We start from the raw sequence: 24,149 nt of genomic DNA on the forward strand, positions 1-24,149 counted from the left end.
TGCACGGGCGTGTCGCTCCGGCGGCTCACGCAAGATCGCGGGAACGGGGGTCTTACGCTGACGTCCGTGCCCAAGCCGCCGTTGCGACCCGACGCGCTGCGCCGCCGCATCTTCCGCGGCGCCGACGTGCTGGAGTCGGGTCTGCTCACCCGCGCGCAGTTGCGCAGCTCCGCGTGGCGGCCGCTGTTCCGGGGGGTGTACGCCGACCGCGACCTGACCATCACCCACCGGCTGCGCTGCCTGGCCGTGAGCGACTTCCTGCTCCCCGCCGACGGGGTCATCGCGGGCCGCTCGGCCGCCTGCCTCTACGGGGCCGCGTACGGCGCCGACGAGCCGGTGGAGGTGCTCAGCCCCGGCCGGTTCGGGCCGATGGCGGGCATCCTCGTGCACCGGGGACCGGTGCCGGAGAAGGACGTGAACCGCCGGGTCGACGGCATCCGGGTCACCACGCCGCAGCGTACGGGCTGGGACGTGGCGCGCTGGCTGGACGTGGTGGAGGCGGTGGCGCTGCTCGACGCGATGGTGGCCAAGGGCGCGGTGAGCGTCGGCGCGCTGGTCGAGTACGCCCAGGCCCGGATCGGTCAGCCCGGCTGGGGGCGGCTGCTGAAGGCGGCGAAGCTGGTCGACCCGGCGACCCGCACGGCGCACGAGAGCCGGGTGCGGGTGCGGCTGGCGCTGGCCGGGGTGCCCGCGCCGGTGGTGAAGTTCGTGCTCGCCCGCGACGGCGAGCCGGCGGTGCGGCTGGACCTCGCCTGGCCGGACCTGCATGTGGCGGTGGACTGCGCGCAGGTGCCCCGGCCGGTGCCCGAGGGCTGGCGGGTGCTGCCGGGCGGCCCGGAGCGCGTCGCGGCGGGCTTCGAGCCGCTGGTCCGCGACGTCAAGGCCGCCCTCCGCCCGCGCCGCACCCGCACCACCGACTGACCCCGCCGCCCGCCGCCCCGCCGGTCCGCCACGACCGCGGCGATGATCGCTGTTTCTGGTCAGAACCTGCGGTTGGACTAAGGGTTCTGACCCGAATCAGCGATCATCGCGGCGGCCGGACGGCCGGACGGCCGGACGGCAGGCGGCCGGAGCGCGGACCGGCCGCGCCCGCGAGGCTCAGCGCCAGAAGACGGCGACCGCGGCGTTGACCAGGGTCAGGCCGATGATGGCGAGGAAGTGGCCCTTGTTGACCGTCTCGCGCTTCTTCAGATACGGGATCAGCACCATGATGAAGATCATGATCGCGAGGACGCCCTTGACCGCCAGTTTGACGGGGTCGGGCTGCACCTCGCGGCCCAGCGGCGCGGCCAGCGCGACGCCGGTGACCACCTGGATGGTCGCGCCCCACAGCATGGTGGCGTTGATGTAGATGCGTCCTGTGTAGTACTGCACCAGCGCGCCGCCCAGCAGCAGGGCGAAGCCGACGAGGTGCGCGTACCGCAGGATCAGGCGTACTGCTTCCAATGCGTCCACGATCAGCGAGGGTACGCGAGGCGGGATGTTACCCGTACAGCCAGGCATGGGCCTGGACGGATGCCCGCTTTATCCCCCCGTGGGCGGCCTCGTCGAGGCTGGTTCGTGACCGATTACACGTCGTGGTCACGCGAGGGTAACGACCGTTCAACAACCCTGCACGATTGTCGTTCGATCGGCGACGTGAAGGATATGTTGCTGAGCGAGGTTCACCGTGCCGCCATCTGATCGGGTGGAAGTCCTAGCGCGGTGTCTTTATGGGAGAGGAGACCGTCTTGCGCCCTGTGCGTGGGATGAAGATTGTCGCGCTGGCTGCCGCCGCGGGACTCGCGCTCGCTGCGGCCGCGTGTGCCAAGCCGACTGAGGAGACGCCGGGCACCGGCTCCAGCGCTGCTGCCGCGTTCAGCGCTTGCATGGTGACCGACACCGGAGGCATCGACGACCACTCGTTCAACGCCTCGTCCTGGGCGGGCCTCAAGGCCGCCGAGGCGGGCAACCCGGCCATCAAGCCGAGCTACACCGCGTCGACCGCCATGTCGGACTACGACCCCAACCTGGCGAACTCCGTCACCAAGGGTTGCAAGTACATCCAGGCCGTGGGTGGCCTGATGGGCGACGCCACCAAGAAGGCTGCCGCCGCGAACCCGACCGTGCAGTTCTCGATCGTCGACGCCGACAACCTCGGCCTGACGAACGTGTACCCGATCCAGTTCCAGACCCAGCAGGCGGCGTACCTCGCCGGCTACCTGGCGGCGGGCTACTCGAAGTCGGGCAAGGTGGGCACCTACGGCGGCATGAAGATCCCGCCGGTGACCATCTTCATGGACGGCTTCGCCGACGGTGTGGCCGCCTACAACAAGGCCAAGGGCAAGAACGTCCAGGTGCTGGGCTGGGACAAGGCCAAGCAGGACGGCCTGTTCACCGACGACTTCGGCTCGCAGGACAAGGGCAAGCAGAAGTCGGACGCGCTCTCCGCGCAGGGCGCTGACGTGATCTTCCCGGTCGCGGGTGGCGCGGGCCTCGGCACCGCCGCCAACGCCGGCACCAAGTACAGCGTGATCTGGGTCGACGCCGACGGCTTCGAGACCACCAAGTACGGCAACGTCATGCTGACGACCGTGGTGAAGAACTCGACCGATGGTGTGAAGGAGGCCGTGACCAAGGCGGCCGGCGCCCCGGGCACCCTGCTGACCGGCGGCTTCATGGGCACGCTGGCCAACAACGGCGTCTCGCTGGCCCCGTACCACGACTTCGACAGCAAGATCGACCCGGCCCTCAAGGCCGAGATCGAGGCGCTGAAGGCGGACATCATCGCGGGCAAGATCGTGGTGGAGTCCCCGGCGCAGCCGAAGTGACACCCGGCCGCCCCTCCCGGTGAGATCATCACCGGGAGGGGCGGCCTCGCTTTTCCCTCCCGGCCGTCGTCTTCGCCACCGAATCAGTGGCCGAGGTGGCGGCCGGACCGGTTGAACCGGAACCGTGCGCCGGACGGACCCCTGGCGAAAGGGCGGACCGGGGAGTATCGCCTCCCGGGTGTCGCCCACATAATGAGCGCGACACTCGCCCCTCACGGGTGGACAGGACCAACGGAGGTCTGAGCTGAGACTCGAACTGCGCGGCATCACCAAGCGCTTCGGTGACCTCGTCGCGAACGATGACATCCACCTCACCGTGGAGCCGGGCGAGATCCACGCGCTGCTCGGCGAGAACGGTGCGGGCAAGTCCACCCTGATGAACGTGCTGTACGGCCTGCTGCAGCCGGACGAGGGTGAGATCCTCGTCGACGGCGCGCCCGTGCGCATCAAGGGCCCCGGTGACGCGATCAAGGTCGGCATCGGCATGGTGCACCAGCACTTCATGCTCGTGCCGGTCTTCTCCGTCGCGGAGAACATCATGCTCGGCGCCGAGCCGGCCCGCGGCGGGTTCATCGACCACGCCGGGGCGGTCAAGCTGGTGCGCGAGGTCTCCCAGCGCTACGGCCTGCCACTCGACCCGGACGCGATCGTCGAGGACCTGCCGATCGGCATCCAGCAGCGCGTCGAGATCGTCAAGGCGCTGACCCGCGAGGTCGACCTGCTGATCCTCGACGAGCCGACCGCGGTGCTGACCCCGCAGGAGACCGACGAGCTGCTCGAGGTCATGCGCGGGCTGAAGGCGGCCGGCAAGTCGATCGTCTTCATCACGCACAAGCTGCGCGAGGTCAAGGCCGTCGCGGACCGGATCACCGTGATCCGCCGCGGCCGGACCGTGGGCACCGCCGACCCGACCGCGCCCGAGTCGGAGCTGGCCGAGCTCATGGTCGGTCGCAGCGTGGTGCTGGAGGTGCCGAAGGACGAGGCCGCCCCGGGCGCCCCGGTCCTGGAGGTCTCCGGGCTGGTCGTCGCCGACGACCGCGAGCACCGCGCGGTCGACGGCGTGGACCTGGTGGTACGCGCCGGCGAGGTGCTCGGCATCGCGGGCGTGCAGGGCAACGGGCAGACCGAGCTGGTCGAATCGATCATGGGGCTGCGCCCCGCGCGGGCCGGCAGCGTGCAGCTGAACGGCGAGCCGATCACCACCTGGCACACCCGGGACGTGCTGCGCGCGGGCGTCGGCTACGTGCCCGAGGACCGCAGCGTGGACGGCCTGGTCAAGGAGTTCTCGATCGCCGAGAACCTGATCCTCGACCTGTACCGCGGCAAGCCCTTCGGCGGCCGGTTCGCGCTCGACCTGGACGCGATCGACAGCTCCGCGGGCCAGAAGATCGCCGAGTTCGACGTACGCACCCAGTCGGCGCACCAGCCGGTGGGCTCGCTGTCCGGCGGCAACCAGCAGAAGGTCATCGTGGCCCGGGAGATGTCCCGGCCGCTGCAGCTGCTGATCGCGGCGCAGCCGACCCGCGGCGTGGACGTCGGCTCCATCGAGTTCATCCACTCGCGTATCGTCGCCGAGCGCGATCGCGGCGCGGCCGTGCTCGTCGTCTCCAGCGAGCTGGACGAGGTGGTGGCGCTGGCCGACCGGGTCGCGGTGATGTACCGCGGCCGGGTGCTGGCGATCGTCCCGCCGGACACCCCGCGCGAGACGCTGGGCCTGCTGATGGCCGGCATCGACCCCAGTAGCAGCTCGCACACCCCCGCCGAGCCCGGCGCAGGCGAGACCGAACCCCGAGGTGAGGGTATGACCGAGCACGGTGAGGCTGCCTCATGACGTCGCACGAGCCGTTCGAGGCGGAGCCCGCGGCCACCGCCGCGTCCGCTGACAAGAGCCCGGCGCTGCCGACCGTCAGCCCGCCGGTGCCCACCGTCGCCACGGACCAGTATCCGGGCGCCCACGTCACCGTCGAGGAGAAGCCGGCCCGGCACCGCGCCCCCGACGAGCCGAAGCGGTCCTTCGCGCGCACCTTCCGCGAGGAGCTGTGGGCCGACAACAGCTTCACGGTCACCCTGCTGGCGATCGTGCTGGCGCTGATCTGCGGCGCGGTGCTGATGGTGATCGGCAACGCCGAGGTCCGCGACCAGTGGCAATACCTCTTCTACCAGCCGGGCAAGACGCTGGGTGACACCTGGGCCTTCGTCAGCACCGCGTACGCCGACCTGTTCAAGGGCTCGATCGTGAACCCGGACACGGTGAACCGCTGGTACTGGAGCATGACGACCTGGCAGCAGGTCTTCTACCCGATCTCGGAGACGCTGACCAACGCGGCGCCGCTGATCTTCACCGGCCTCGCCGTGGCGGTGCCGTTCCGGGCCGGCCTGTTCAACATCGGCGGCCAGGGTCAGGCGATCATGGGCGCCATCGGCGGCGGCACGATCGGCCTGGCCCTGTCGTGGCCCGCGTTCATCCAGGTGCCGCTCGGTGTGCTGGCGGGCGCGCTGCTCGGCGGCCTCTGGGGCTACCTGGTCGGCATCCTCAAGGCGCGCACCGGCGCGCACGAGGTCATCCTGACGATCATGCTGAACAACATCGCGTTCCTGTTCCTGGGCTGGTACATCCTGCAGTCCTGGATCAAGGACCCGAACCGCTCGGACGCGATCAGCGAGCCGATCGAGGAGTCCGGCGACCTGCCGCAGCTGATCCCGGACCCGCTGCTGCGGGCGAACCTCAGCATCGTGCTGGCCGTGCTGGCCGCGGCGGGCGTGGCCTGGCTGCTCAAGCGGGGCCGGTTCGGCTTCGAGCTGCGCGCGGTCGGGCACAACCCGAACGCCGCCGCGACCGCCGGCATCAAGGTCGGCACCACCATCGCGCTGACCATGGCGCTGGCGGGTGCGCTGGCCGGCCTCGGCGGCACCAGCGTGGCGCTGGGCACCGCCCCGGCGCTGACCGTGGACATGCTCGGCCAGATCGGCTTCAACGGCATCCTGGTCGCGCTGCTCGGCCGGGTCCGGCCGTGGGGCGTGGTCGGCGCGGGCCTGCTGTTCGGCGCGCTCCAGGCGGGCGGCAACGCGATGCAGACCTTCTCCGGCGTCTCCGTCGAGCTGGTCGGCGTGATCCAGGCACTGATCGTCCTCTTCGTCGCCGCCCCGGCGCTGGTGAAGTCGATCTACAGGCTGCGCAGGTCGCCGGCTGCCGCCGCGCAGGCCGGATTGGCGAAGGGGTGAGCGTGACTACCTCCACGATGGATGTCGAGCTGGCGGTGCCGGAGGCCTACTGGACCCGCGCCCGCAAGACCGGCGCGGTGATGACCGGCCTGGGCCTGCTCGCCACGATCCTGTTCGGGGCGCTGGCCTCGTCGGAGAACGCGCGGTTCGCGCTCGGCGAGACCGTCGCCGGCGCCGGGTTCGACGTGCCGGGCAACGTCGGCGCGATCTTCTTCGGCCTGGTCGCGGTCGCCGCCGGCCTGGCGCTGCTGTTCACCGGCCGGCACTTCGGCGTGCTGACCGGGGTGGCCCTGCTGGGCTTCATCATCTCGGCGCTGTGCTGGCAGATGTCGGTGTCGCCGGTGTCGCACACGATGCCGCTGGGCTTCATCGCCGCGGCCACCTTCACCGCGTCGATCCCGCTCATCTTCGGCTCGCTCGGCGGCGTGCTCTGCGAGCGCAGCGGCGTGGTCAACGTGGCGATCGAGGGCCAGCTGCTCACCGGCGCCTTCTTCGGCGCGCTGTTCGGCACGGTGACCGGCAGCTTCTGGGTCGGCCTGGTGGCCGCGGCCGTCGGCGGCCTGCTGCTGTCGGCGATCCTGGCCGTCTTCGCCATCAAGTACCTGGTGGACCAGGTCGTGGTCGGCATCGTGCTGAACGTGTTCGCGGGCGGCCTCACCGCCTTCTTCTACGAGCAGGTGATGCGGCCCGACACGGACGCGTACAACTTCCCGGGCAAGGTGCCGACCTGGCCGATCCCCGGCCTGGTGGACATCCCGGTGCTGGGCCCGGCGCTGTTCAACGGCAACGTGTTCAGCTACGGCGCGCTGATCGCGGTCGTCGTGGTCACCGTCGCGCTGTTCCGCACCCGCTGGGGCCTGCGGACCCGGGCGGTCGGCGAGCACCCCGCCGCGGCGGACACCGTCGGCATCCGGGTGCTCGGGCTGCGCTACCTGAACGTGCTCATCGCGGGTCTGGTGGCCGGTTTCGGCGGCGCCTACTTCTCGATGCTGTCCACCACCGGGTTCAGCAAGTACATGGTCAGCGGCGCGGGCTTCATCGCGCTGGCCGCCATGATCTTCGGCCGGTGGCACCCCGTCGGGGCGTTCTTCGCCTCGCTCTTCTTCGGTTTCTTCGGCGCGCTGACCGGCTTCCTGAACAGCATCAGCAGCCCCATCCCCAGCCAGTTCCTGAGCATGCTGCCCTACGTCGCCACGATCTTCGCGGTGGCGGGCCTGGTCGGGCGCGTACGCGCGCCCGCGGCCGACGGCAAGCCGTACATCAAGGGCTGACGCGCGAACGCGTAACGTGGATGGTCCGATCTTGCGGGGGCGCCGAACCGGCGCCCTCGCGGGTCGGGCGGAACAGAAAGAGGTGTCGCCATGGACGTCGACTGGGAGAAACTGCGCGAAGAAGCGGTGCGGGTGATGCACCGGGCGTACGCGCCGTACTCGAAGTTCCCGGTCGGGGCGGCGGGACTCGTCGACGACGGCAGGGTCGTGGTCGGCTGCAACGTGGAGAACGCCGCCTACGGCGTGGTGCTGTGCGCCGAGTGCGGGATGGTGTCCCAGCTGCACGCCACCGGCGGCGGCCGGCTGGTCGCCATGGCCTGCGTGAACGCCGACGGCGACCCGCTGCTGCCGTGCGGCCGGTGCCGCCAGCTGCTGTGGGAGCAGGGCGGACCGCGCATGCTGGTGGACGCGCCCGGCGGGGTGCTCACCATGGCCGAGCTGCTGCCGCACGGGTTCGGCCTGGCGGAGCTGGAAGCCGTCAACGGAGGGGTCGCGTGAGCGGCCTGATCATCGGGTCCGGTGCGGCCCGGAGTGGAGCAGGGCAATGAGTTTCGCGGCTGTCGACGTCATCCGCGCCAAGCGGGACGGCGGGGCGCTCACCGACGCGCAGATCGACTGGGTCGTCGACGCGTACACCCGCGGTCAGGTCGCCGACGAGCAGATGTCGGCGCTGGCCATGGCGATCCTGCTGCGCGGCATGACCGACGCGGAGATCGCCCGGTGGACCGCCGCGATGATCGCCTCCGGCGAGCGGCTGGACCTGTCGAAGGTGTCCCGGCCGACCGTGGACAAGCACTCCACCGGCGGCGTCGGCGACAAGATCACGCTGCCGCTGACGCCGCTCGTGGCCGCCTGCGGCGCGGCCGTGCCGCAGCTGTCCGGGCGCGGCCTCGGCCACACCGGCGGCACCCTGGACAAGCTGGAGTCGATCCCCGGCTGGCGGGCCGCGCTCAGCAACGAGGAGTTCATCGCGCAGCTGCGCGACGTCGGCGCGGTGATCTGCCAGGCCGGCGAGGGGCTTGCCCCGGCCGACCGCAAGCTGTACGCCCTGCGTGACGTCACCGGCACCGTCGAGGCCATCCCGCTGATCGCCAGCTCGATCATGAGCAAGAAGATCGCCGAGGGCACCGGCGCGCTGGTGCTCGACGTGAAGGTCGGCACAGGCGCGTTCATGAAGTCCGTCGACGACGCCCGCGAGCTGGCCCGGACCATGGTGGAGCTGGGCCGGGCCTCCGGCGTCGACACGGTCGCCCTGCTCACCGACATGAACACCCCGCTCGGCCTGGCGATCGGCAACGCCGTCGAGGTGCAGGAGTCGCTGGACGTACTGGCCGGCGGCGGGCCCGCCGACGTGGTCGAGCTGACCCTGGCCCTGGCCCGCGAGATGCTGTCGGCCGCCGGGCTCGACGACGTGGACCCCGCCGACGCGCTGCACGACGGCCGGGCCATGGACTCGTGGCGGGCGATGATCCGCGCCCAGGGCGGCGACCCCGACGCGCCGCTGCCGGTGGCCCGCGAGGTCGAGCAGGTGCGGGCCGACCGCGCCGGCACCGTCGCCTCGATCGACGCGCTCGGCGTCGGGCTGGCCGCCTGGCGGCTCGGCGCCGGCCGGGCCCGCAAGGAGGACCCGGTCAGCGCCGCCGCCGGCGTGGTGCTGCACAAGCGCCCCGGCGACCGGGTCGCCGCCGGCGACGTGCTCTACGAGCTGCGCGCCGACGACGACTCCCGGATGGCCGCGGCGAAGGCGGACGCGGCGTCGGCCGTCACCATCGGAGTCGGGCCGGTGCCGGTGCGCCCGCTGATCATCGACCGGATCGGGTGAGCCCATGGCCGTGCCCGCACCGGATCCCCTCGCCGTGCGCGCGGCCAGCTTCCAGGAGCTGACGCGGCTGGGCGTGCCGCTGCCGCCGGACACCTTCCCGCTGGTGTGGGATGCCCAGGACGCGGTGGAGCTGCGTCACACGGGCGAGCTGGAGGCCCGCGCGGTCATCCTGCACGTCCTGCTGGAACGCTGCTTCGGCATGCCCGCCCCGGCCGCGGAGAAGTGGCTGGACACCAACCGCCTCATCCCGGACGTCACCGAGCCCGAGTGGGCCTGGATCTCCGCCGAGATCGGCGACCGCCAGTCCTTCGCGCTGCACCTGGACGCGCTGGCCGGCCTGGCCTGGGTGCTCGGCATCAGCAAGACCCTCGACCCGCTGCTGCCCCCGCCCCGGGTGCTCGAGCAGCTGCCCGACCTGCTCGCCGACGAGTCGTTCGAGCAGTGGCGCGCCCGTACGCTGGCCGCCCCGCGCGACCCCACGGTCGTCGCCGCCGCGCTCGACCTGCACTACTGCCTCGACTGGTCGTTCCAGGAGCTGGAACGCCAGGGGCTGCCCTGCCCCGGTGAGCTGAACGCCAACGCGATCGGCCAGCGGCGCTGGGCGCTGGAGTGGGCCACCGTCTTCGTCGGCGAGTTCCACGACCCGCCGGGCGGCTGGGAAGAGGTCGACCTGTCGGTGTGACGGGCCCGCCCGCCCGCTCACGGCAGGCGGGTGGGCACTACGGCCACACGCTGCCCGCCCAGCGGCACCGGGTGGCAGCCCGCCGCCACGCACACGAAGACCTCGTCGAACGACTCCCGGCCCCCGGCCACGGCGGCCAGCTCCGCCGGGCCGAGCCAGCCGGCCGGTTGCAGCGGGCCGTCGTGGCCGCCGAGCTCCCGGACCCGGCCCACGGCGAGGTCGGCGGTGCGGAACAGGCGCAGCCTGCCTTCCCCCGACGGGAGGTCGACCGGGCCGAGGGTGAGCGCGACCAGCGAGCCGTCGGGCGACAGCGACGCGCCCAGCACCGTCCAGCCGGGCAGGCACGCCGCCGCCCGCGGGAGCCGCAGGGTGCGGCCCAGCCCGGCCACCCGGACACAGCCGGCGCCGTCGGGGACCAGCGCCGTGGCGCCGTCGCCGGACACGTCCGCGACCAGCACGTCCTCGGTCACCGTGGCGGTGCCGGTGCGCAGGTCGTACGCGACCAGGCCGGTGATCGCGCCGGCGTGGGCGCCTTCGAGCACGCCCCAGCTGACCAGCAGCCGGTCGCCGGTGAGCCACATGTCGTGGACCTGGTTGCCGCGGGCGGCCGTGCGCACGTCGAGGCGGGTCCGCTCGCGGCCGGACGGCAGGTCGTAGAGGTACAGGTACGGGTGCAGGTAGGCGGCCATCGCCCGCCCGTCGGCCCGGAACGCGGTCTGCGCGCCCGTCAAGCGCGGGGCGAAGTCGCGCAGCCGGCCGTCGTCGCCGAGGAACGCGGCGACGTGCATGGCGAGCGGGTCGTCGGCCGTGGTGCGCACGACCCAGCCCGCGGCCACGCGTACCGCGTCGACCGGCCGGGTGTTCGCGGCCAGGGGGATGCGCACGGGTGGGCCCTCAGGCCGGTGGAGGAGGCCCGCCGCGTCGAGCGTCGTCAGGCCCGGCGCGGTGATCCCGGGCGGCGGCGGGGACGGCGCCGGATCGGCGGTCGGGGTCACGGGCTCCGCGGGGACGGTGACCGTGCCGGTGGGACGGTCCGCGGGGGGAGGTTGGGTCGCGTAGGCCTGGAGTCCGATCCCGACCAGCGCGGCGACCACGGCGACCGCCGCGACGGTGGCGCCACTGCGCATGGCGGCCTTGCGGCCGACGGCGAACCGGCGTCGCAGCAGCTCTTCGGCGACCTCGTCCGGATCGCGGTGCACCAGGCGCAGTTCTTCACCGGGCGCGGACGCGGTCTGGACTTCAGGAGTGGGCTGCGGTTGCGGCAGGGCCTCGAACTGGGGCGTGGCTTCGGGCGTGCATGCGAGCTGGGAGGCGGGCGCGGGCTTGGACGTGGCTGCGGCCTCGGGCTCAGACTCCGGCTCGGCGGTGTCGACGGGCTCAGGCGCGGATTCGGCCGTGTTGTCGGGCTGAGGCGCGGGTTCGGCGGTGTCGCCGGGGTCGGGCTTGGGCTCGGTGGTGTCGTCCGGCTCGGGCCCGGTCGCCCCGTGCGGGTCGTCGTGGTGGTCGTGCATGGTTCCCCCGTTCGCGTTGTCGCGAGGAGGACGCGCAGACCACCGCTTGCAGTGTCGTCCGTCGCGAAGTCTTTCGGTTGATCTTTCCTGGCCGAACGGGTCGTTACCCGAGGCTGCTATTCCGCCGGGCGCGGGCGGTAGCGGCCGATGCGGACGGACGCGGTGCAGGAGACCGGCCCGGTGGCGTGCGCGCGGTCGTGGAACGCGTTGGGGCCCATCGCGATCAGCTGTTCCGCCTGCGCCGCGGTCAGGTCCAGCGCCCACTCCAGGACCTGCTCGTCCTCGGCGGTGAAGTCGGCCAGCTCCCGGGCCAGCCGCTCGGCTTTGGACGGGTCGACCGACAGCAGGCCGAGCCGCTCGCGCAGCTCGGCGAGGTGGCGCTCGGTCGGGGTGACCACGACGAGCAGCCCGTGCGCGGCCAGCACGCGCCGCATCTGCGTGCCGTTGCGCGGGGCGAAGACGTTGAGCAGCAGGTCCACGCTGCCGTCGGCGAGCGGCAGGGTGCCCCAGGTGTCGGCCAGCACCGCCCCGGCCCGCGGGTGCGCCCGGGCGGCCCGCCGCAGCGCCGCCTTGCTCACGTCGAACGCGAGCCCCTCCGCTGCCGGCACCCCCGCCAACACCGCCGCCAGGTAGTACCCCGTCCCCGCGCCCAGGTCCACCACCAGCGGCCCGCGCCCGCCCGGTCGATCATGAAGTTGTGGCGACGACACGCCGTCGACCCGTGCCACAAGTTCATGATCGACGGCGCGGTGGGCCAGGTGGGCCAGGTGGGCTGCGAGGGGGTGGTAGTGGCCTGCGGAGAGGAAGGCGGTGCGGGCCTCGACCATGGCCGGGGTGTCGCCCTCGGGCAGCCTGCGGCCGGTGCCGAGGTGGAGGTAGCCATGGCGGTTGAGGTCGAAGCCGTGGGCGCGGGGGCAGCGCAGGGTGCCGTCGGTACGCGACAGCGGCGACGCGCAGACGGGGCAGCGCAGTGCGTCAATCATGGCGGCGGAGAGCACACCGAATATCTTGGTGCATGTGACTCCGACCTATGACGAGATCGTCAAGGCGCCCAAGGCGCTGCTGCACGACCACCTCGACGGCGGGCTGCGTCCGGCGACCGTCGTCGAGCTGGCCGCCGAGATCGGGCACGAGCTGCCCGCCACCGACCCTGCCGAGCTGGGCGAGTGGTTCGTCTCGGCGGCCGACAGCGGGTCGCTGGAGCGCTACCTGGAGACGTTCGCGCACACCGTGGCCGTGATGCAGACCGCACCGGCGCTGCGCCGGGTGGCCCGCGAGTGCGCGCTCGACCTGGCCGCCGACGGGGTGGTGTACGCCGAGGTGCGCTACGCCCCCGAGCAGCACCTGACCGCCGGGCTGACCCTGCCCGAGGTGGTGGAGGCGGTGCTGGCCGGGTTCGCCGAGGGCAGCGCGCTGGCGGCCGAGGCGGGCACGCCGATCCGGGTCGGCACGCTGCTGACCGCGATGCGCCACGCCGCCCGCTCGATGGAGATCGCCGAGCTGTCCACGGCGTACCGGGACGCGGGCGTGGTCGGCTTCGACATCGCCGGCGCCGAGGCGGGCTACCCGCCCACCCGTCACCTGGACGCGTTCGAGTACCTCCAGCGGGAGAACTTCCACTTCACGATCCACGCGGGCGAGGCGTTCGGGCTGCCGTCGATCTGGCAGGCGATCCAGTGGTGCGGCGCCGACCGGCTCGGGCACGGCGTGCGCATCGTCGACGACATCGAGCCCGCCACGGGCGCGCTGGGCCGGCTCGCCGGGTACGTCCGCGACAAGCGGATCCCGCTGGAGCTGTGCCCGTCGTCGAACGTGCAGACCGGCGCCGCCGCGTCGATCGCCGAGCACCCCATCGGGCTGCTGCGCGACCTGCGCTTCCGGGTGACGGTGAACACCGACAACCGCCTGATGAGCGGCACCTCGATGTCGCGGGAGATGGCGCTGCTGGTGGAGGCGTTCGGCTGGGGCTGGGCGGAGCTGCAGTGGTTCACCATCAACGCGATGAAGAGCGCGTTCATCCCGTTCGACGAGCGGCTCGCGATCATCAACGAGGTGATCAAGCCGGCTTACGCGAAGCTGCTGTGAGCAGCGTCCGCGCGCGGCGTTGCAGTGCCGCCGCGGACGTGGGCCGGCAGCCCAGCGCGGACTGCCGGCCCAGCACCAGCGGGTCCTCCCGCCACAGCCGCAGGCCGCGGCGCACCAGCACCATCGGCGGCTTGCGGTGCTCGGCCAGGTCGCGCACCAGGCGCCGGGCGAAGGTGACGGTGCGCGGGCGGCGCAGCGCGAGCGCGTCGGCCAGCACGTCGGCCTTGGTGCAGGCCTCGACGAGGTCGGCGGCGAAGATGCCCTCGGCGAAGAACAGCGGCGCCCCGTCCAGGCTGAACGTCTGCGCGCCGATTCGGGCACTGAGGCTGATGTCGTACACCGGGACCTGGGTCTGCCCCGTCTCGGCCAGCTGTGTGACAGCCGTCATAGCCGCGTCGAAGTCCCAGGAAAGAGGGGACTCCCAGTCGACCATCTCATTCACTCGGGGGAGTGTCAGATCGGTCCCTTCCTTGTAAAAATCGTCGAGGCACAGGACCGGTAGTCCGGTCTGCCGGGCTACGTACGATTTGCCGGATCCGGAGGGACCGGCAAGAAGGATAACTCGGGCTTTTGGGACGCTCACCTTGCGTGACTCCAAGGAAACTGCGGGCTGAACTGAGTGGTTGGCCTGCAAGAGCATCCCATCCGGTGTCGGATTCCAGGCAGCCTGGGCTTTCCTCTTTTCACCGGGCGTGATGGAATCTCGGGGGTCCGTCCCTAAGCTCGCCGGGACGGGCTGTGTACGGTGCCCGGCGCGACCCCCGCGCCATCCGCCGCGGCGGGATTCGATGGTGGTACCGACAGGAGGGCGGTGACGTGAGTAAGCGGCCAGGAACGCAGAACAACGCGGTCCTTTCGCGTCTCCGACGGCCAGTGAGCCGGCTCCGGGACATGCCGATCTGGTCCAAGCTGGGCCTGATCATGATCGTCCCGACTCTGGCCACGATCGTCGTTGGTACCAACGGTCTGTTGGACAACCTCGACACGGCCACAGGCGCCGACCGCACACGGATTCTGTCCGTGCTGGTCAAGGAGTCCGGAGCACTCGTCGACGACCTGCAGAACGAGCGGGCCGCGGCGGTGATGCTGCTCGGCACGCCCAACACCCCGCCGGCCTCGTACGAGGTCGCCGGCAAGCTGGTGGACGAGGCCCGGCGGCCGTACGCGCAGCAGCGCGGCGCGCTGGTGGACGCCGACAGCGGCCTGCGCGACCTGCTGGAGCAGATCGACACCAGCCTCGCGAGCCTGCCGTCCGTGCGCGAGCAGGTCAAGGACAAGAAGATCCGCCAGTCCGACGCGGCGATCCGCTACCAGGTGCTCATCGACAACCTGCTGCAGATCCGCGACCGGGCCGCCCAGATCGCCGGTAGCGGTGAGCTCGGTGACGGCCTGCGCGCCGCCAGCGCCATCGCGACGGCCAAGAAGTACCTGTCCGAGGAGCGCGTCATCGTGCACCGGGCGTACATGCTCAACGAGCTGAACGCCGGTCTGCACCGTGACTTCATCGCCACCCTGACCGGCCAGGAGCAGGCGCAGCAGGCGTTCGAGTCGGTCGCCAGCAACGCCGACGTCGACCTCTACAAGAGCCAGGTGACCGGCCCGGTGCTCCGGAAGTCGGTCAAGTTCCAGGGTGAGCTGGAGGCGCTCACCAGCGACTCGCTCAGCTCCCTCAACTTCACCATCGGCGAGTGGGACCAGGCGGTCCGCGACCACGGCGCCCTGCTGCGCAAGGTCGAGCAGCAGCTCGACTCCCAGGTCGAGACCACCGCCAGCGACCTGCGTGACGAGGTCACCCAGCAGGTGCTCGTGCAGACCGGTCTGCTCCTGGGCATGCTGCTGCTGGCGATCCTCTTCGCCTGGCTCGTGGCCCGCTCGATGGCGCGGTCGCTGCGCGAGCTGCGGCACGGCGCGCTGAGCATCGCCCAGTACGGCCTGCCCCAGGCGGTGGCCCGACTGCGCGACCCGGCGCTGTCCTCGCAGCTGTCGCCGGTGCAGGTGGCCAACCAGATCGCCGAGCCGCTGCCGGTGCGCAGCAAGGACGAGTTCGGCCAGGTGACCGAGGCGTTCAACGCGGTCCACCTGGAGGCCGTCCGCACCGCCGCCGAGCAGGCCGCCCTGCGGTCCTCGGTCGCGACGATGTTCGTCAACCTCGCCCGCCGTTCGCAGATCCTGGTCGACCGGCTCATCGGTCACCTGGACCGGCTGGAGCGCGGTGAGGAGGACCCGGACCGGCTGGCCGAGCTCTTCCAGCTGGACCACCTCGCCACCCGAATGCGGCGTAACGACGAGAACCTCCTGGTGCTCGCCGGCGCCGACTCGACCCGTGTGCAGCGCGAGCCCGCGGCCCTGCTGGACGTGCTCCGCGCCGCCCAGTCCGAGGTCGAGCACTACACCCGGATCGAGTTCGGGGTCATCGACCGGGACATCGAGGTCGCCGCGCACGCGGTCAACGACCTGGTGCACCTCATCGCCGAGCTCTTCGACAACGCCACCGCGTTCTCGCCGCCGGACTCGTCCGTCATGGTCGAGGCCCGCCGCGTCGGCGACCGCTCGGTGCTCTACGTCGAGGACCACGGCATCGGCATCTCGCCGGACATGCTCGCCGAGATCAACGAGAAGCTGGCCAGCCCGCCGCAGGTGGACGTGGCAGTCTCCCGGATGATGGGCCTGGTCGTGGTCGCGCGGCTCGCCGCCCGCCACGGTGTCAAGGTCGAGCTGCGCCTGTCGGCCGACCGGGGCATCATCGCCGACGTCACCCTGCCGACCGCGGTCCTCGTGCCGCGGGCGCTGGCGGGTCGCGGCGCCGGTGGCCCGGCGCAGGGTCGCGAGCTGCCCTCGACCGCCGTGGGCGGCGTCCGGCAGCAGCAGCCGCCGGCGGCACCGCCGCAGCGCTCGTCCTCGTTCGCGCCGCTGGCGCTGGAGTCCGGCTCCGGCCTGGGCGCCGGTGCGGCGGGCCGCCAGGTCAACGGCGGCAGCGGCGGCGGTGGCCGGCTCTTCGACGCCCCGCCCGCCCCGCCCGCGCCCGAGCTGCCGGTCAACACCCCGCCGTCGCGGGCCGGCATGCCCGCCTGGTCGGACCTGACCGGTGTCAACGGTTCGGACGCGTCCCGGCGCGGTGGCGAGCAGCTGCCGCAGCGGCGCACCCCCGAGCGCGCCGTCGACGCCGAGCTCGACCGTCCGGAGGGATTCGGCGGCCCGCAGATCCCGCGGCAGCCGTCGTCGCCGCCGGAGGAGCGCGCCACGCCGTCGTGGAACCAGCAGAGCTGGGCCACGCCGACCGTGCCGCCGTCCAACACGCCGCCTCAGGTGCCCACCAGCAGCCCGTACGCGAGCCCTGGCATGCCGATCTCGGCGGTGCCGGTGTCGGCGGTGCCGGTCTCGGCAGCGCCCGTCTCGGCGGCTCCGGTGGACGTGCCCGCATCGGCCGCGCCGCCCGTGTGGCCGCCGGTCACCCGTGACGAGCGGCCCTCGACGCCGGACATGACGGCCGAGATGCCGCGGATCCCGGCCGAGTACCCGGTCGTGGACACCCGGTTCCCGGTGGCGGACGAGACGATGGAGCTGCCGATCTTCCGGGAGCTCGAGTCGGCCTGGTTCAGCACCCGGCGCACGGCTGTCGATGCGCCAGCTCAGGAGCAGAAAACTGCCCCTCCCGCGAACGTCCCCCAAGACACTACGATCACCGCACAGTTCCCCGCCGTGGACCGTGACGTCCAGGCCGGGAGCAACGGTGGACCGAAGGTCAGCACAGCGACGGGTGCACCCGACTCGTCGGGCAGGGACGTGGACATGGGGAGTACGCAGACCGGGCGCGCGGCCGGCGGCTACGAGGTGCCGGCTCCGTACCGGCCGAGCTGGCAGACCGCAGCTGATGACGGGTGGGCAGCCGCGAGCGCGGTGGCCGCAGCCAGCACCAGCACGACTTCAATGGAATCGACGGCCGCGGGCCTGCCCAGGCGCACCCCGATGGCGCAGCTGGTCCCGGGTGGTGTCGAGAAGGGCACCACCACGGTGCAGCGCCGGACGCCGGAGGGCGTGCGGGGTCTGCTCTCCGCGTACCACCGCGGCGTGCAGCGCGGCCGCACTCAGCACAAGGACGATGATGTGATTCCGGGCTCCACCGAGGCCGGAAGCCAGTCTGGCAAGGAGCAGGAGGCATGACCACTACGCAGGATCTTGGTTGGCTGTTGGCCAACTTCGCCGACCGGGTGCCGGGCGTCGCCCACGCGGTCGCCGTGTCCGCGGACGGCCTACTGCTCGCGTCCTCCCGGGATCTTCCCCGGGACCGGGCCGACCAGCTGGCTGCCATCGCGTCCGGTCTGGTGAGCCTTACGCAAGGCGCCGCCCGCTGTTTCGAAGGCGGTGCGGTGTTGCAGACTGTCGTGGAGATGGACAACGGGTTCCTTTTCCTGATGTCCATCTCGGATGGCTCCTCGTTCGCGGTGCTCGCGTCGCGAAGCTGCGACGTGGGCCAGGTCGGGTACGAGATGGCACTGCTGGTCGACCGGGTGGGCGACGCGCTCACCCCGGCACCGCGCAGCGCCGCGGGCGTGCTGGGCTGAGGCACTACCGTCCCGGAGGGTCCGGGGACGGCACTGGGGAAGGGGGTGAACGGCGACGATGCCCGACAGAGATGAACCGACTGGCGCGTTGGTGCGGCCGTACGCCGTTACCCGTGGCCGCACCCGGCCGCGATTGGAGATCGCGATAGAGGCGCTGGTGGAGACGACCGTACGTGGTCGATCCGCTGGCACCTCGGGTCGCGGCGGCCACGGGCGGGAACATCAACACATCGCGTCCCTGTGCGACGGCAAGGTGCAGTCGCTCGCTGAGATCGCGGCACGGATGCGGCTGCCGCTCGGCGTCGCCCGTGTCCTCATCGCGGACATGGCGGCGGACGGCCTGGTCGCCGTATACGAGCCGACGTCGTTTGAGAGCAACGACGCGGTAGGTACTGAACTGCTGGAGAGGGTACTCAGTGGACTTCGGAGGCTCTGACATGTCACACCGCCCGGGTGCAACGCCCGGCGGTCGTGTGACATCGGCGAAGATTGTCATCGCCGGCGGCTTCGGCGTCGGCAAGACGACGCTGGTAGGTTCCGTTTCGGAGATCACGCCGCTGACCACTGAAGCGATTATGACTTCGGCGGGTGTCGGCGTGGATGACACGCGCCAGATTCCCAACAAGACCACCACCACGGTGGCCATGGACTTCGGCCGTATCTCCATCGACCGTGACCTCATCCTGTACCTGTTCGGCACCCCTGGCCAGACCCGGTTCTGGTTCATGTGGGACGAGCTGGTGCGGGGTGCGATCGGCGCGGTCGTCATGGTGGACACGCGCCGGCTGGCCGACTGCTTCGCGGCGATCGACTTCTTCGAGCACCGCAAGCTGCCGTATCTGATCGCGATCAACTGCTTCGACGGGCAGCAGTTCCACAACGCACAGGACGTGCGGGACGCGCTGGCGATCTCGTCGGACGTGCCGGTGGTCAGCTGCGACGCGCGCAACCGCGAGTCGACCAAGCAGGTGCTGATCTCGCTGGTGGAGTACGTCCTCTCGATGCGGCGTACCCGCACGGGCGTCTCCGCCTGACATAGCGCACACGAAGGCCCGCTGTCCCCGGACAGCGGGCCTGAAGTGCTTCCCGCACTCCGCCAGTCGCAACTCTTAAAAGGTCGCGGCCTCCAGCAGGTGTGGAGGCCGCGACTTTCTGAGAGTTGCGCGGGGAGGGGCCGGGGCCGGTCAGGTCAGCTGAGGCGGACCCAGGCGCCGCCGCGCACGGTGAAGGGGATGAGGGCGTCGGGCTCGAGGCCGCCGTGGGAGATGGGCTGGAACGAGTACGCCCCGGCGATGCCCTCGATCGGGCCGCCCTCCAGGCGTCCCCGCAGCCGCTGCGGGTCCAGGCTCACCGCGCGCCGGGCGGCGGTCGCCAGCAGGGTCAGCGCGTCGGCCGCGTACGGCGCGAAGCCGCTGAACGAGCCGTACTGCTGGATGTAGCGGTAGACGAAGGCGCGGGCGGCGCGTCCGGAGGGCGTGGTGGCCATCGTGGGCGCCCCGGCGAGCACGACGGGGTGCACGATGTAGGTGCCCTCCATCGCGCGGCCGTTGGGGCCGCTGAGGGTCTCGTCGGCGCCCGCGCCGGGGTCGAGGATGAACTTGCCCTTGAAGCCGGCGCTGCGCACTGCGGCCACGGCGGCGGCGCTCAGCGGCGCCTGCGCCCACACGATGACCGCGTCGGGCTCGGCTTCGACGATGCTCTCCGCCGCGGCCCCGAACGCCCGGCCGGTCTTGGGCAGCCGCACCGTCGTGACCAGCTCGCGGCTGACGGTGAGCAGGGCGCGGGGCAGGGCCCGCACGCCGGCGTCGCCGTGCCCGTCCGACGAGGCGAGCACCGCGACCTTCTCCAGGCCGAGCTTGCGCAGCTCGCGGCCCATCAGGGCGGCGACGTCGGAGGCGTTGGGGCCGAGCTGGTAGACGAACTTGCGCTGCGGCAGCGGCACGACCATGTCGTCACCGCTGTTGAGGCAGAGCAGCGGGACCTTCTTCTCCTCGGCGACCGCGATCATCGTGCGCGCGGTCTCCACGGTCACGCCGCCGATGACGGCGCTGACCTTGTCCTGCTCGATGAGGTCCTTGGCGTTCTGCGCGGCGGTGGCGGGGTTGCCGCCGTTGTCCTTGACCACCAGGCGGATGAAGAGCCGGCCCTGGCCGTACGGGATGCCCACGGAGTTGATCTCTTCGGCGCCCACCTTCAGCGCCTGCTCCTGGAGCTTGCCGAGGGTGGAGCCGGTGCCGGTCAGCTCGAGGCTGGCGCCGATGACGAACTCGCCGGTGGCGCCGGCCTCGGTGGCCTCCGGCTCGGAGCAGCCCGCCAGCAGCGCCCCGGCGATCAGACCCAACCCGCCGGTGAGAGCGTTGCGTCGGGTAAGTCCACCTGTGGCGCTGTTCATGACGTGCCTTTCCGTGGTGCAGGGGTGCATGGGCAGTGGTGTGAGCCACTGCCGCACACGTATCGTGCTGGCCCGCCGAGGCGGGGGTCAAGCTCGCAGACTATGGCCAGGAACACATTGCCGCTGGTCGCGGCCGACGTGGCACCGCCGGTCAGCGGTAGTTGGCCGCCCGGTAGTTGTAGTCGTCCCGGTCGTCGCGCGAGTCGTGCTGCTCCCGGCTGAAGTCCCAGCCGTTGGCGGACTCGCGGCCCGGCCTGCCGCCGACGGCGAAACCGCTGCCGCCGATCTCCTGGTTGCCGCGCCGCCACCCACGGAAGTAGTTGCTGGTGTGGGCGGCGATACCGGCCGCGTCGCGGACTATCCGCAGCGGCCGCTCCTCGCGCAGCGGCGTCGAGCCGGGCACCAGGTTCGCCTGCGGCACGCGGCGGGGCAGGCCGGCGGTGGTGTCGTCGCCGACCGACGGCCGGGCGGCCTGCTCGGCGGCGCGCCAGCCGCTGTCCATGGTCGAGTTCCAGGTGACCTCGTCCTCGCCGCCGGGATCGTTGAACCAAGCTGAGGAGACCGAGGCGAAGATCAGCAGGTCGTCGTCCTCGCCGGCGGCCGGGCTGGAGGCCCGCTCGGTGCGGCGGGGCTTGGGCCGGGCGCCGGTCAGGGCGCTGTCGTCGACCAGCCGCAGCGGCGGCTCCTCGCGCCCGCCGCGACCGCCGTTGCGGCGGGCGGCGGACTCGTCGACCAGGCGCAGGGCCGGCGACTCGGGCAGCACCAGGTCGTCGTCGAGCCAGGGCGGCGTGACGCGCTGGTCGCCCCCGCGGGCCGGCTCTTCCGGCTCCGGGTTCAGCGGCCAGTTGGCGCGGGACCCGGCCGGCGCGGGCGGGGCCATGCCCAGCGGGTCGTCCGCGGGGCGGCCCGGCATGCGGGTGATGTCGGTCGGCACGTCGGTGGCCGACGGCGGGTTGTAGCCGCGCGGCAGCCGCTCGTCGAAGTCGTGGTGGACGTCCTCGCGCTGGAAGCCGCGCGCCCGCTCGGCGAGCTCGCTCGCCAGGTCCGGGGCCGGCTGCTGGTAGCCGCGCGCACGCCGCTCGGCGGCCTCGTCCTGCGGGTAGCTGCGCTGGCCGCGCTCGGCGGGCTCGTCCTGCTGGTAACCGCGGGAACCGCGCTCGGCGGGCTCGTTCTGCGGGTAGCCGCGCTGGCCGCGCTCGGCGATCTCGTCCTGCGGGTAGCCGCGCTGCCCGCGCTCCGGGGTGTCGTTCTGCTGGTAGCCCCGCGGGCCGCGCTCGGCGCGCTGGTCCCTGGGGTCGGCAGGCTGCTGGTAGCCGCCGCGCTGGGTGCGCGCGGGCGCCTCGTCGAGCGGGTCGTCGGCCGACTGGAAGCCGCGGGCGGCCCGCTCGGCGAGCTCGCTGGCCAGCTCGGCGGCGGACTGCTGGTGGCCGCGGGTGGCCGGCTCGGCCTCGTACGCCTGCTCGGGCGCGGCCGGGGCGGGGTTGAACCCGCGCGCGGCGCGCTCGTTGTTGATGGCGGCGTTGGTCAGCGTCGGCACGAACGGCTGGTTGTTGTCGATCGGCGCGCGGGAGGTGCGCTGCGCCGGGATCGGCGCCTGCCGCGGCGGGATCGGGGTCGGCGCCTGCCGGGTGGGCGCGGGAGCCGCCGGCTGCGCTCCTGCGGGGTTGGCGACGAGCGGGGTACCCGTGATCGGGGTCGGCTCGAATCCGGGCGGCACGGGCGGCATGGAGGGCGCCCACGCGGGTCGCTCGACCGGCGGCGGCGCGGACGGCGCCGCGACGACCGGCTCGGGCGCGACCGGCGGAGCCTGGACCGGCCGCGGCTGTGCCGGGACGGCGCTGACCGGGGTCGGCTGCCGGCGGCGGCCACCGGTGGCGGCCGGGGCGGCGGGCGGCGCGGAGGTCACGGCGACACCGGTGCGGCGGCCGGCCGCCTGCGCCGGGGCCACGACGGGGGGCAGCGGCGCCATCCGCTCGGCGAGGGTGTCGATCAGGGCGGCGCTCGCGGCGTCGACCGAGCGCACGGCGGCGACGCTGTAGCGCACCGAGTCGCCGACGGCCGCGGTCAGCTGCTTGCCGACGCCGTTGCGCCGGGGCGTCTCGGCGATGGCCACGCGCAGCGCGGTGACCGCCTCCAGGGCGGTGGCGCTGTCGCAGATGCCGTCGGCCACCAGCCGCCCGGCGACCGCCTCGGCGGTGGCGCCGTTGTCACGGTTGCGGGAGCCGGCCTGGCCGGCCAGCATGCCCGGCTCGGGCAGCGCCTCCAGCACGGCCAGCGCGACCGGGGCGGCGGGGTCGGGGTAGGCGCGCAGCGCGGCGGGGTAGAGCTCGCGCAGCACCTCGCGCAGGGCGACGGCGGCGGCGTGCCGGCCCACGGCCAGCGCGGCGTGCGCGGCCAGGACGGGCTTGAACGCGACGAACTCGCGGGGCGCCGGACCGACCACGGCGGACAGGGCGCCGGCCTGCAGCGCGCGGGCCAGGCCCACGGCGCGGCGCTCGTCGGGGGTGGAGTCGACCTCGTCCATGGACTCGTCGTCGGCGAACCGGTCCGCGAAGTCGTCGGCGGTCTCGTCGTCGGTGTACGCGATCGCGCGGCCGCCCGCCGCGAGCAGCGAGATGACCTGGTGGTCGTCGCTGTCCACGGCCACGGTGACCATCGTCGACCCGCCGAACCGCTCGGCCAGCAGCGACGTCACCAGCGCGTAACCGGCGGGGTCGTCGTTGATGACGCAGAACTCCAGCAGCCTGCCGGAGTCGTCGACGACGGCGACGGTCAGCCGGTTGACGGCTGCCGCAAGCGTGTCTCCCACCTCGACTGCCGGAGCAGTCGACGCGATACCGCAGTACACCCGCACGAGCGCCACGGACCCGTCCTCCTCCCGGACTTCTCGTGTGCCAAAGACTGATGTTGCCCGGTGAGGGTCAGTCGCGCCAGTCCACAGCGCCAGAGATCTTGCCAATAATCGAACGCCAGCCGATGGATGCCTGCTCTGCCCCGATTTTCTTCAGCTTCCGCTTGGCGAAGAACGCGCCGAGACCACCGTCTTCGGAGGCGCGCAGCGCCTCGTCGAGGTCGTCGAGCGGGGAACCCGGGGAGAGCGCCACCATGACCGGCTTGAGGCGAAGAGCGTAGCTCACATCCCTGGCGAACTCACCAGCGCGCAGCACCAGCTCGGCGTCCCAGGCGTCGGGGCCGCCGCGCAGGTTCTCCACGACCAGGTCCAGTTCGTACGCATCGTCCTCACCGGCGACGACGTCGTCGGCCTTGACCGACTTCGCCAGCTTCGACCAGCCTTCGAGCTGCTTGAGGTCGTGGGGGGCGCTGGAGCGGACGAAGTCGGCCAGGCCCTTCGGCGTCGCGAACAGCAGCAGCTTGCCCTTGTGCGAGAGGAAGACCGGCACCTCCTCGTCGGAGGGCGCGGAGGAGTCCTCGTCCTCGGCCTCCTCCTCGGCCTCGACGGCGCGCTCGGCGACCTCGTCCTCGGCCGGGCCGGCGGCGACCTCGTCGAGGGCCTCCTTGGTCCACACGAACTCCGGCATGTCCTCGTCGTCGGCGAGCCCGACCGGCCGGGGGCCGCGGTCGGCGAAGATGGCGTCGTCGTCCTCGCGTTCGGAGACGTCCGTCGGGGTCAGCTCGCTCGCCGGGCGGTAAGCCCGCAGCGTCAGGCCCACCTTGCCGCCGGGCAGGGCTACCTCGACCGGCGAGACCTGGTACTCGTCCCAGAGCGTGCTTGCCACAGCTGACCTCCGCCAAAAGGCTGCCGACCTCTGCCGGGTCGGTGACTCTCCGCAC

At 72.4% G+C, this 24,149-nt stretch carries 19 protein-coding genes and 1 pseudogene; 13 read left to right on the top strand and 7 right to left on the bottom strand.

The window, feature by feature from the left end:
- Window positions 1-66 precede the first annotated feature (66 nt).
- Window positions 67-921 (top strand): hypothetical protein, encoded by an 855-nt coding sequence (locus AB0J67_RS13765; protein ID WP_363481109.1) that lies wholly within the window; start codon window positions 67-69, stop codon window positions 919-921.
- A gap of 177 nt (window positions 922-1,098) precedes the next feature.
- Here AB0J67_RS13765 and AB0J67_RS13770 read toward each other — a convergent pair whose 3' ends face one another.
- The gene (locus AB0J67_RS13770) at window positions 1,099-1,446 is read right to left on the bottom strand and encodes a hypothetical protein (RefSeq protein WP_363481167.1); all 348 of its coding nucleotides are present in this window, start codon (window positions 1,444-1,446) and stop codon (window positions 1,099-1,101) included.
- A 302-nt stretch (window positions 1,447-1,748) separates the two neighbouring features.
- On the opposite strand from AB0J67_RS13770, the gene AB0J67_RS13775 reads away from it, so the two are divergent.
- The 7 genes and pseudogenes from AB0J67_RS13775 (at window position 1,749) to AB0J67_RS13805 (ending at window position 9,807) form a co-directional block, all read left to right on the top strand.
- Window positions 1,749-2,810, top strand: coding sequence for a BMP family ABC transporter substrate-binding protein (locus AB0J67_RS13775; protein WP_363481170.1), 1,062 nt, complete (start codon window positions 1,749-1,751; stop codon window positions 2,808-2,810).
- Between the two features lie 304 nt (window positions 2,811-3,114).
- On the top strand, window positions 3,115-4,641 hold the full coding sequence (locus AB0J67_RS13780) for an ABC transporter ATP-binding protein (RefSeq protein ID WP_363481173.1): 1,527 nt from the start codon (window positions 3,115-3,117) through the stop codon (window positions 4,639-4,641).
- Window positions 4,638-6,032 (top strand): ABC transporter permease, encoded by a 1,395-nt coding sequence (locus tag AB0J67_RS13785; RefSeq protein WP_363481112.1) that lies wholly within the window; start codon window positions 4,638-4,640, stop codon window positions 6,030-6,032. Before AB0J67_RS13780 ends, AB0J67_RS13785 begins: the two co-directional genes overlap by 4 nt.
- Window positions 6,033-6,049: 17 nt before the next feature.
- Window positions 6,050-7,303 carry an ABC transporter permease gene (locus tag AB0J67_RS13790; RefSeq protein ID WP_363481176.1) on the top strand — a complete coding sequence of 418 codons (1,254 nt, stop codon included), beginning with the start codon at window positions 6,050-6,052 and terminating at the stop codon, window positions 7,301-7,303.
- 90 nt (window positions 7,304-7,393) lie between these two features.
- Window positions 7,394-7,789, top strand: a pseudogene (locus AB0J67_RS13795) (cytidine deaminase); the annotation flags it as partial.
- Window positions 7,790-7,847: 58 nt separating this feature from the next.
- Complete coding sequence (locus tag AB0J67_RS13800) at window positions 7,848-9,125, top strand: thymidine phosphorylase (protein WP_363481115.1); 1,278 nt, start codon at window positions 7,848-7,850, stop codon at window positions 9,123-9,125.
- A gap of 4 nt (window positions 9,126-9,129) precedes the next feature.
- Window positions 9,130-9,807 (top strand): DUF4272 domain-containing protein, encoded by a 678-nt coding sequence (locus AB0J67_RS13805; protein ID WP_363481118.1) that lies wholly within the window; start codon window positions 9,130-9,132, stop codon window positions 9,805-9,807.
- Window positions 9,808-9,824: 17 nt separating this feature from the next.
- Here the strand turns inward: AB0J67_RS13805 and AB0J67_RS13810 are convergent, their stop codons facing one another.
- Both AB0J67_RS13810 and AB0J67_RS13815 read right to left on the bottom strand, forming a co-directional pair.
- Entirely contained in the window at window positions 9,825-11,318 is a 1,494-nt protein-coding gene (locus AB0J67_RS13810; RefSeq protein WP_363481121.1) for a hypothetical protein, read from the bottom strand.
- A 116-nt stretch (window positions 11,319-11,434) separates the two neighbouring features.
- Window positions 11,435-12,301, bottom strand: a complete 867-nt coding sequence (locus AB0J67_RS13815) for a putative RNA methyltransferase (RefSeq protein WP_363481124.1) — start codon at window positions 12,299-12,301, stop codon at window positions 11,435-11,437.
- Window positions 12,302-12,335: 34 nt separating this feature from the next.
- On the opposite strand from AB0J67_RS13815, the gene AB0J67_RS13820 reads away from it, so the two are divergent.
- A complete protein-coding gene (locus tag AB0J67_RS13820; protein ID WP_363481127.1) occupies window positions 12,336-13,403 on the top strand; it encodes an adenosine deaminase in 1,068 nt (355 codons plus the stop codon).
- Here the strand turns inward: AB0J67_RS13820 and AB0J67_RS13825 are convergent.
- Complete coding sequence (locus AB0J67_RS13825; protein WP_363481130.1) at window positions 13,375-14,043, bottom strand: ATP-binding protein; 669 nt, start codon at window positions 14,041-14,043, stop codon at window positions 13,375-13,377. The two genes, AB0J67_RS13820 and AB0J67_RS13825, sit on opposite strands and share 29 nt — an antisense overlap.
- A gap of 251 nt (window positions 14,044-14,294) precedes the next feature.
- Here AB0J67_RS13825 and AB0J67_RS13830 point away from each other — a divergent pair, with 251 nt between their 5' ends.
- The 4 genes from AB0J67_RS13830 to AB0J67_RS13845 are packed head-to-tail and all read left to right on the top strand — an operon-like array spanning window position 14,295 to window position 18,999.
- The gene (locus AB0J67_RS13830; protein WP_363481133.1) at window positions 14,295-17,564 is read left to right on the top strand and encodes a nitrate- and nitrite sensing domain-containing protein; all 3,270 of its coding nucleotides are present in this window, start codon (window positions 14,295-14,297) and stop codon (window positions 17,562-17,564) included.
- Entirely contained in the window at window positions 17,561-17,965 is a 405-nt protein-coding gene (locus AB0J67_RS13835; protein WP_203743190.1) for a roadblock/LC7 domain-containing protein, read from the top strand. Before AB0J67_RS13830 ends, AB0J67_RS13835 begins: the two co-directional genes overlap by 4 nt.
- Before the next feature lie 58 nt (window positions 17,966-18,023).
- Window positions 18,024-18,401: a DUF742 domain-containing protein gene (locus AB0J67_RS13840; RefSeq protein WP_363481137.1), complete on the top strand. Its 378-nt coding sequence runs from the start codon at window positions 18,024-18,026 to the stop codon at window positions 18,399-18,401.
- Window position 18,402: 1 nt separating this feature from the next.
- Entirely contained in the window at window positions 18,403-18,999 is a 597-nt protein-coding gene (locus AB0J67_RS13845; protein ID WP_363481140.1) for an ATP/GTP-binding protein, read from the top strand.
- Between the two features lie 155 nt (window positions 19,000-19,154).
- Here AB0J67_RS13845 and AB0J67_RS13850 read toward each other — a convergent pair whose 3' ends face one another.
- The 3 genes from AB0J67_RS13850 to AB0J67_RS13860 form a co-directional block, all read right to left on the bottom strand.
- A complete protein-coding gene (locus AB0J67_RS13850) occupies window positions 19,155-20,306 on the bottom strand; it encodes an ABC transporter substrate-binding protein (RefSeq protein ID WP_363481143.1) in 1,152 nt (383 codons plus the stop codon).
- A gap of 202 nt (window positions 20,307-20,508) precedes the next feature.
- Window positions 20,509-23,166 carry a transposase gene (locus tag AB0J67_RS13855; protein WP_363481146.1) on the bottom strand — a complete coding sequence of 886 codons (2,658 nt, stop codon included), beginning with the start codon at window positions 23,164-23,166 and terminating at the stop codon, window positions 20,509-20,511.
- A 112-nt stretch (window positions 23,167-23,278) separates the two neighbouring features.
- Complete coding sequence (locus tag AB0J67_RS13860; RefSeq protein WP_363481149.1) at window positions 23,279-24,094, bottom strand: DNA primase; 816 nt, start codon at window positions 24,092-24,094, stop codon at window positions 23,279-23,281.
- Window positions 24,095-24,149: the final 55 nt, after the last annotated feature.

It is taken from the genome of Catellatospora sp. NPDC049609 (assembly GCF_040675365.1).
GTDB lineage: Bacteria > Actinomycetota > Actinomycetes > Mycobacteriales > Micromonosporaceae > Catellatospora.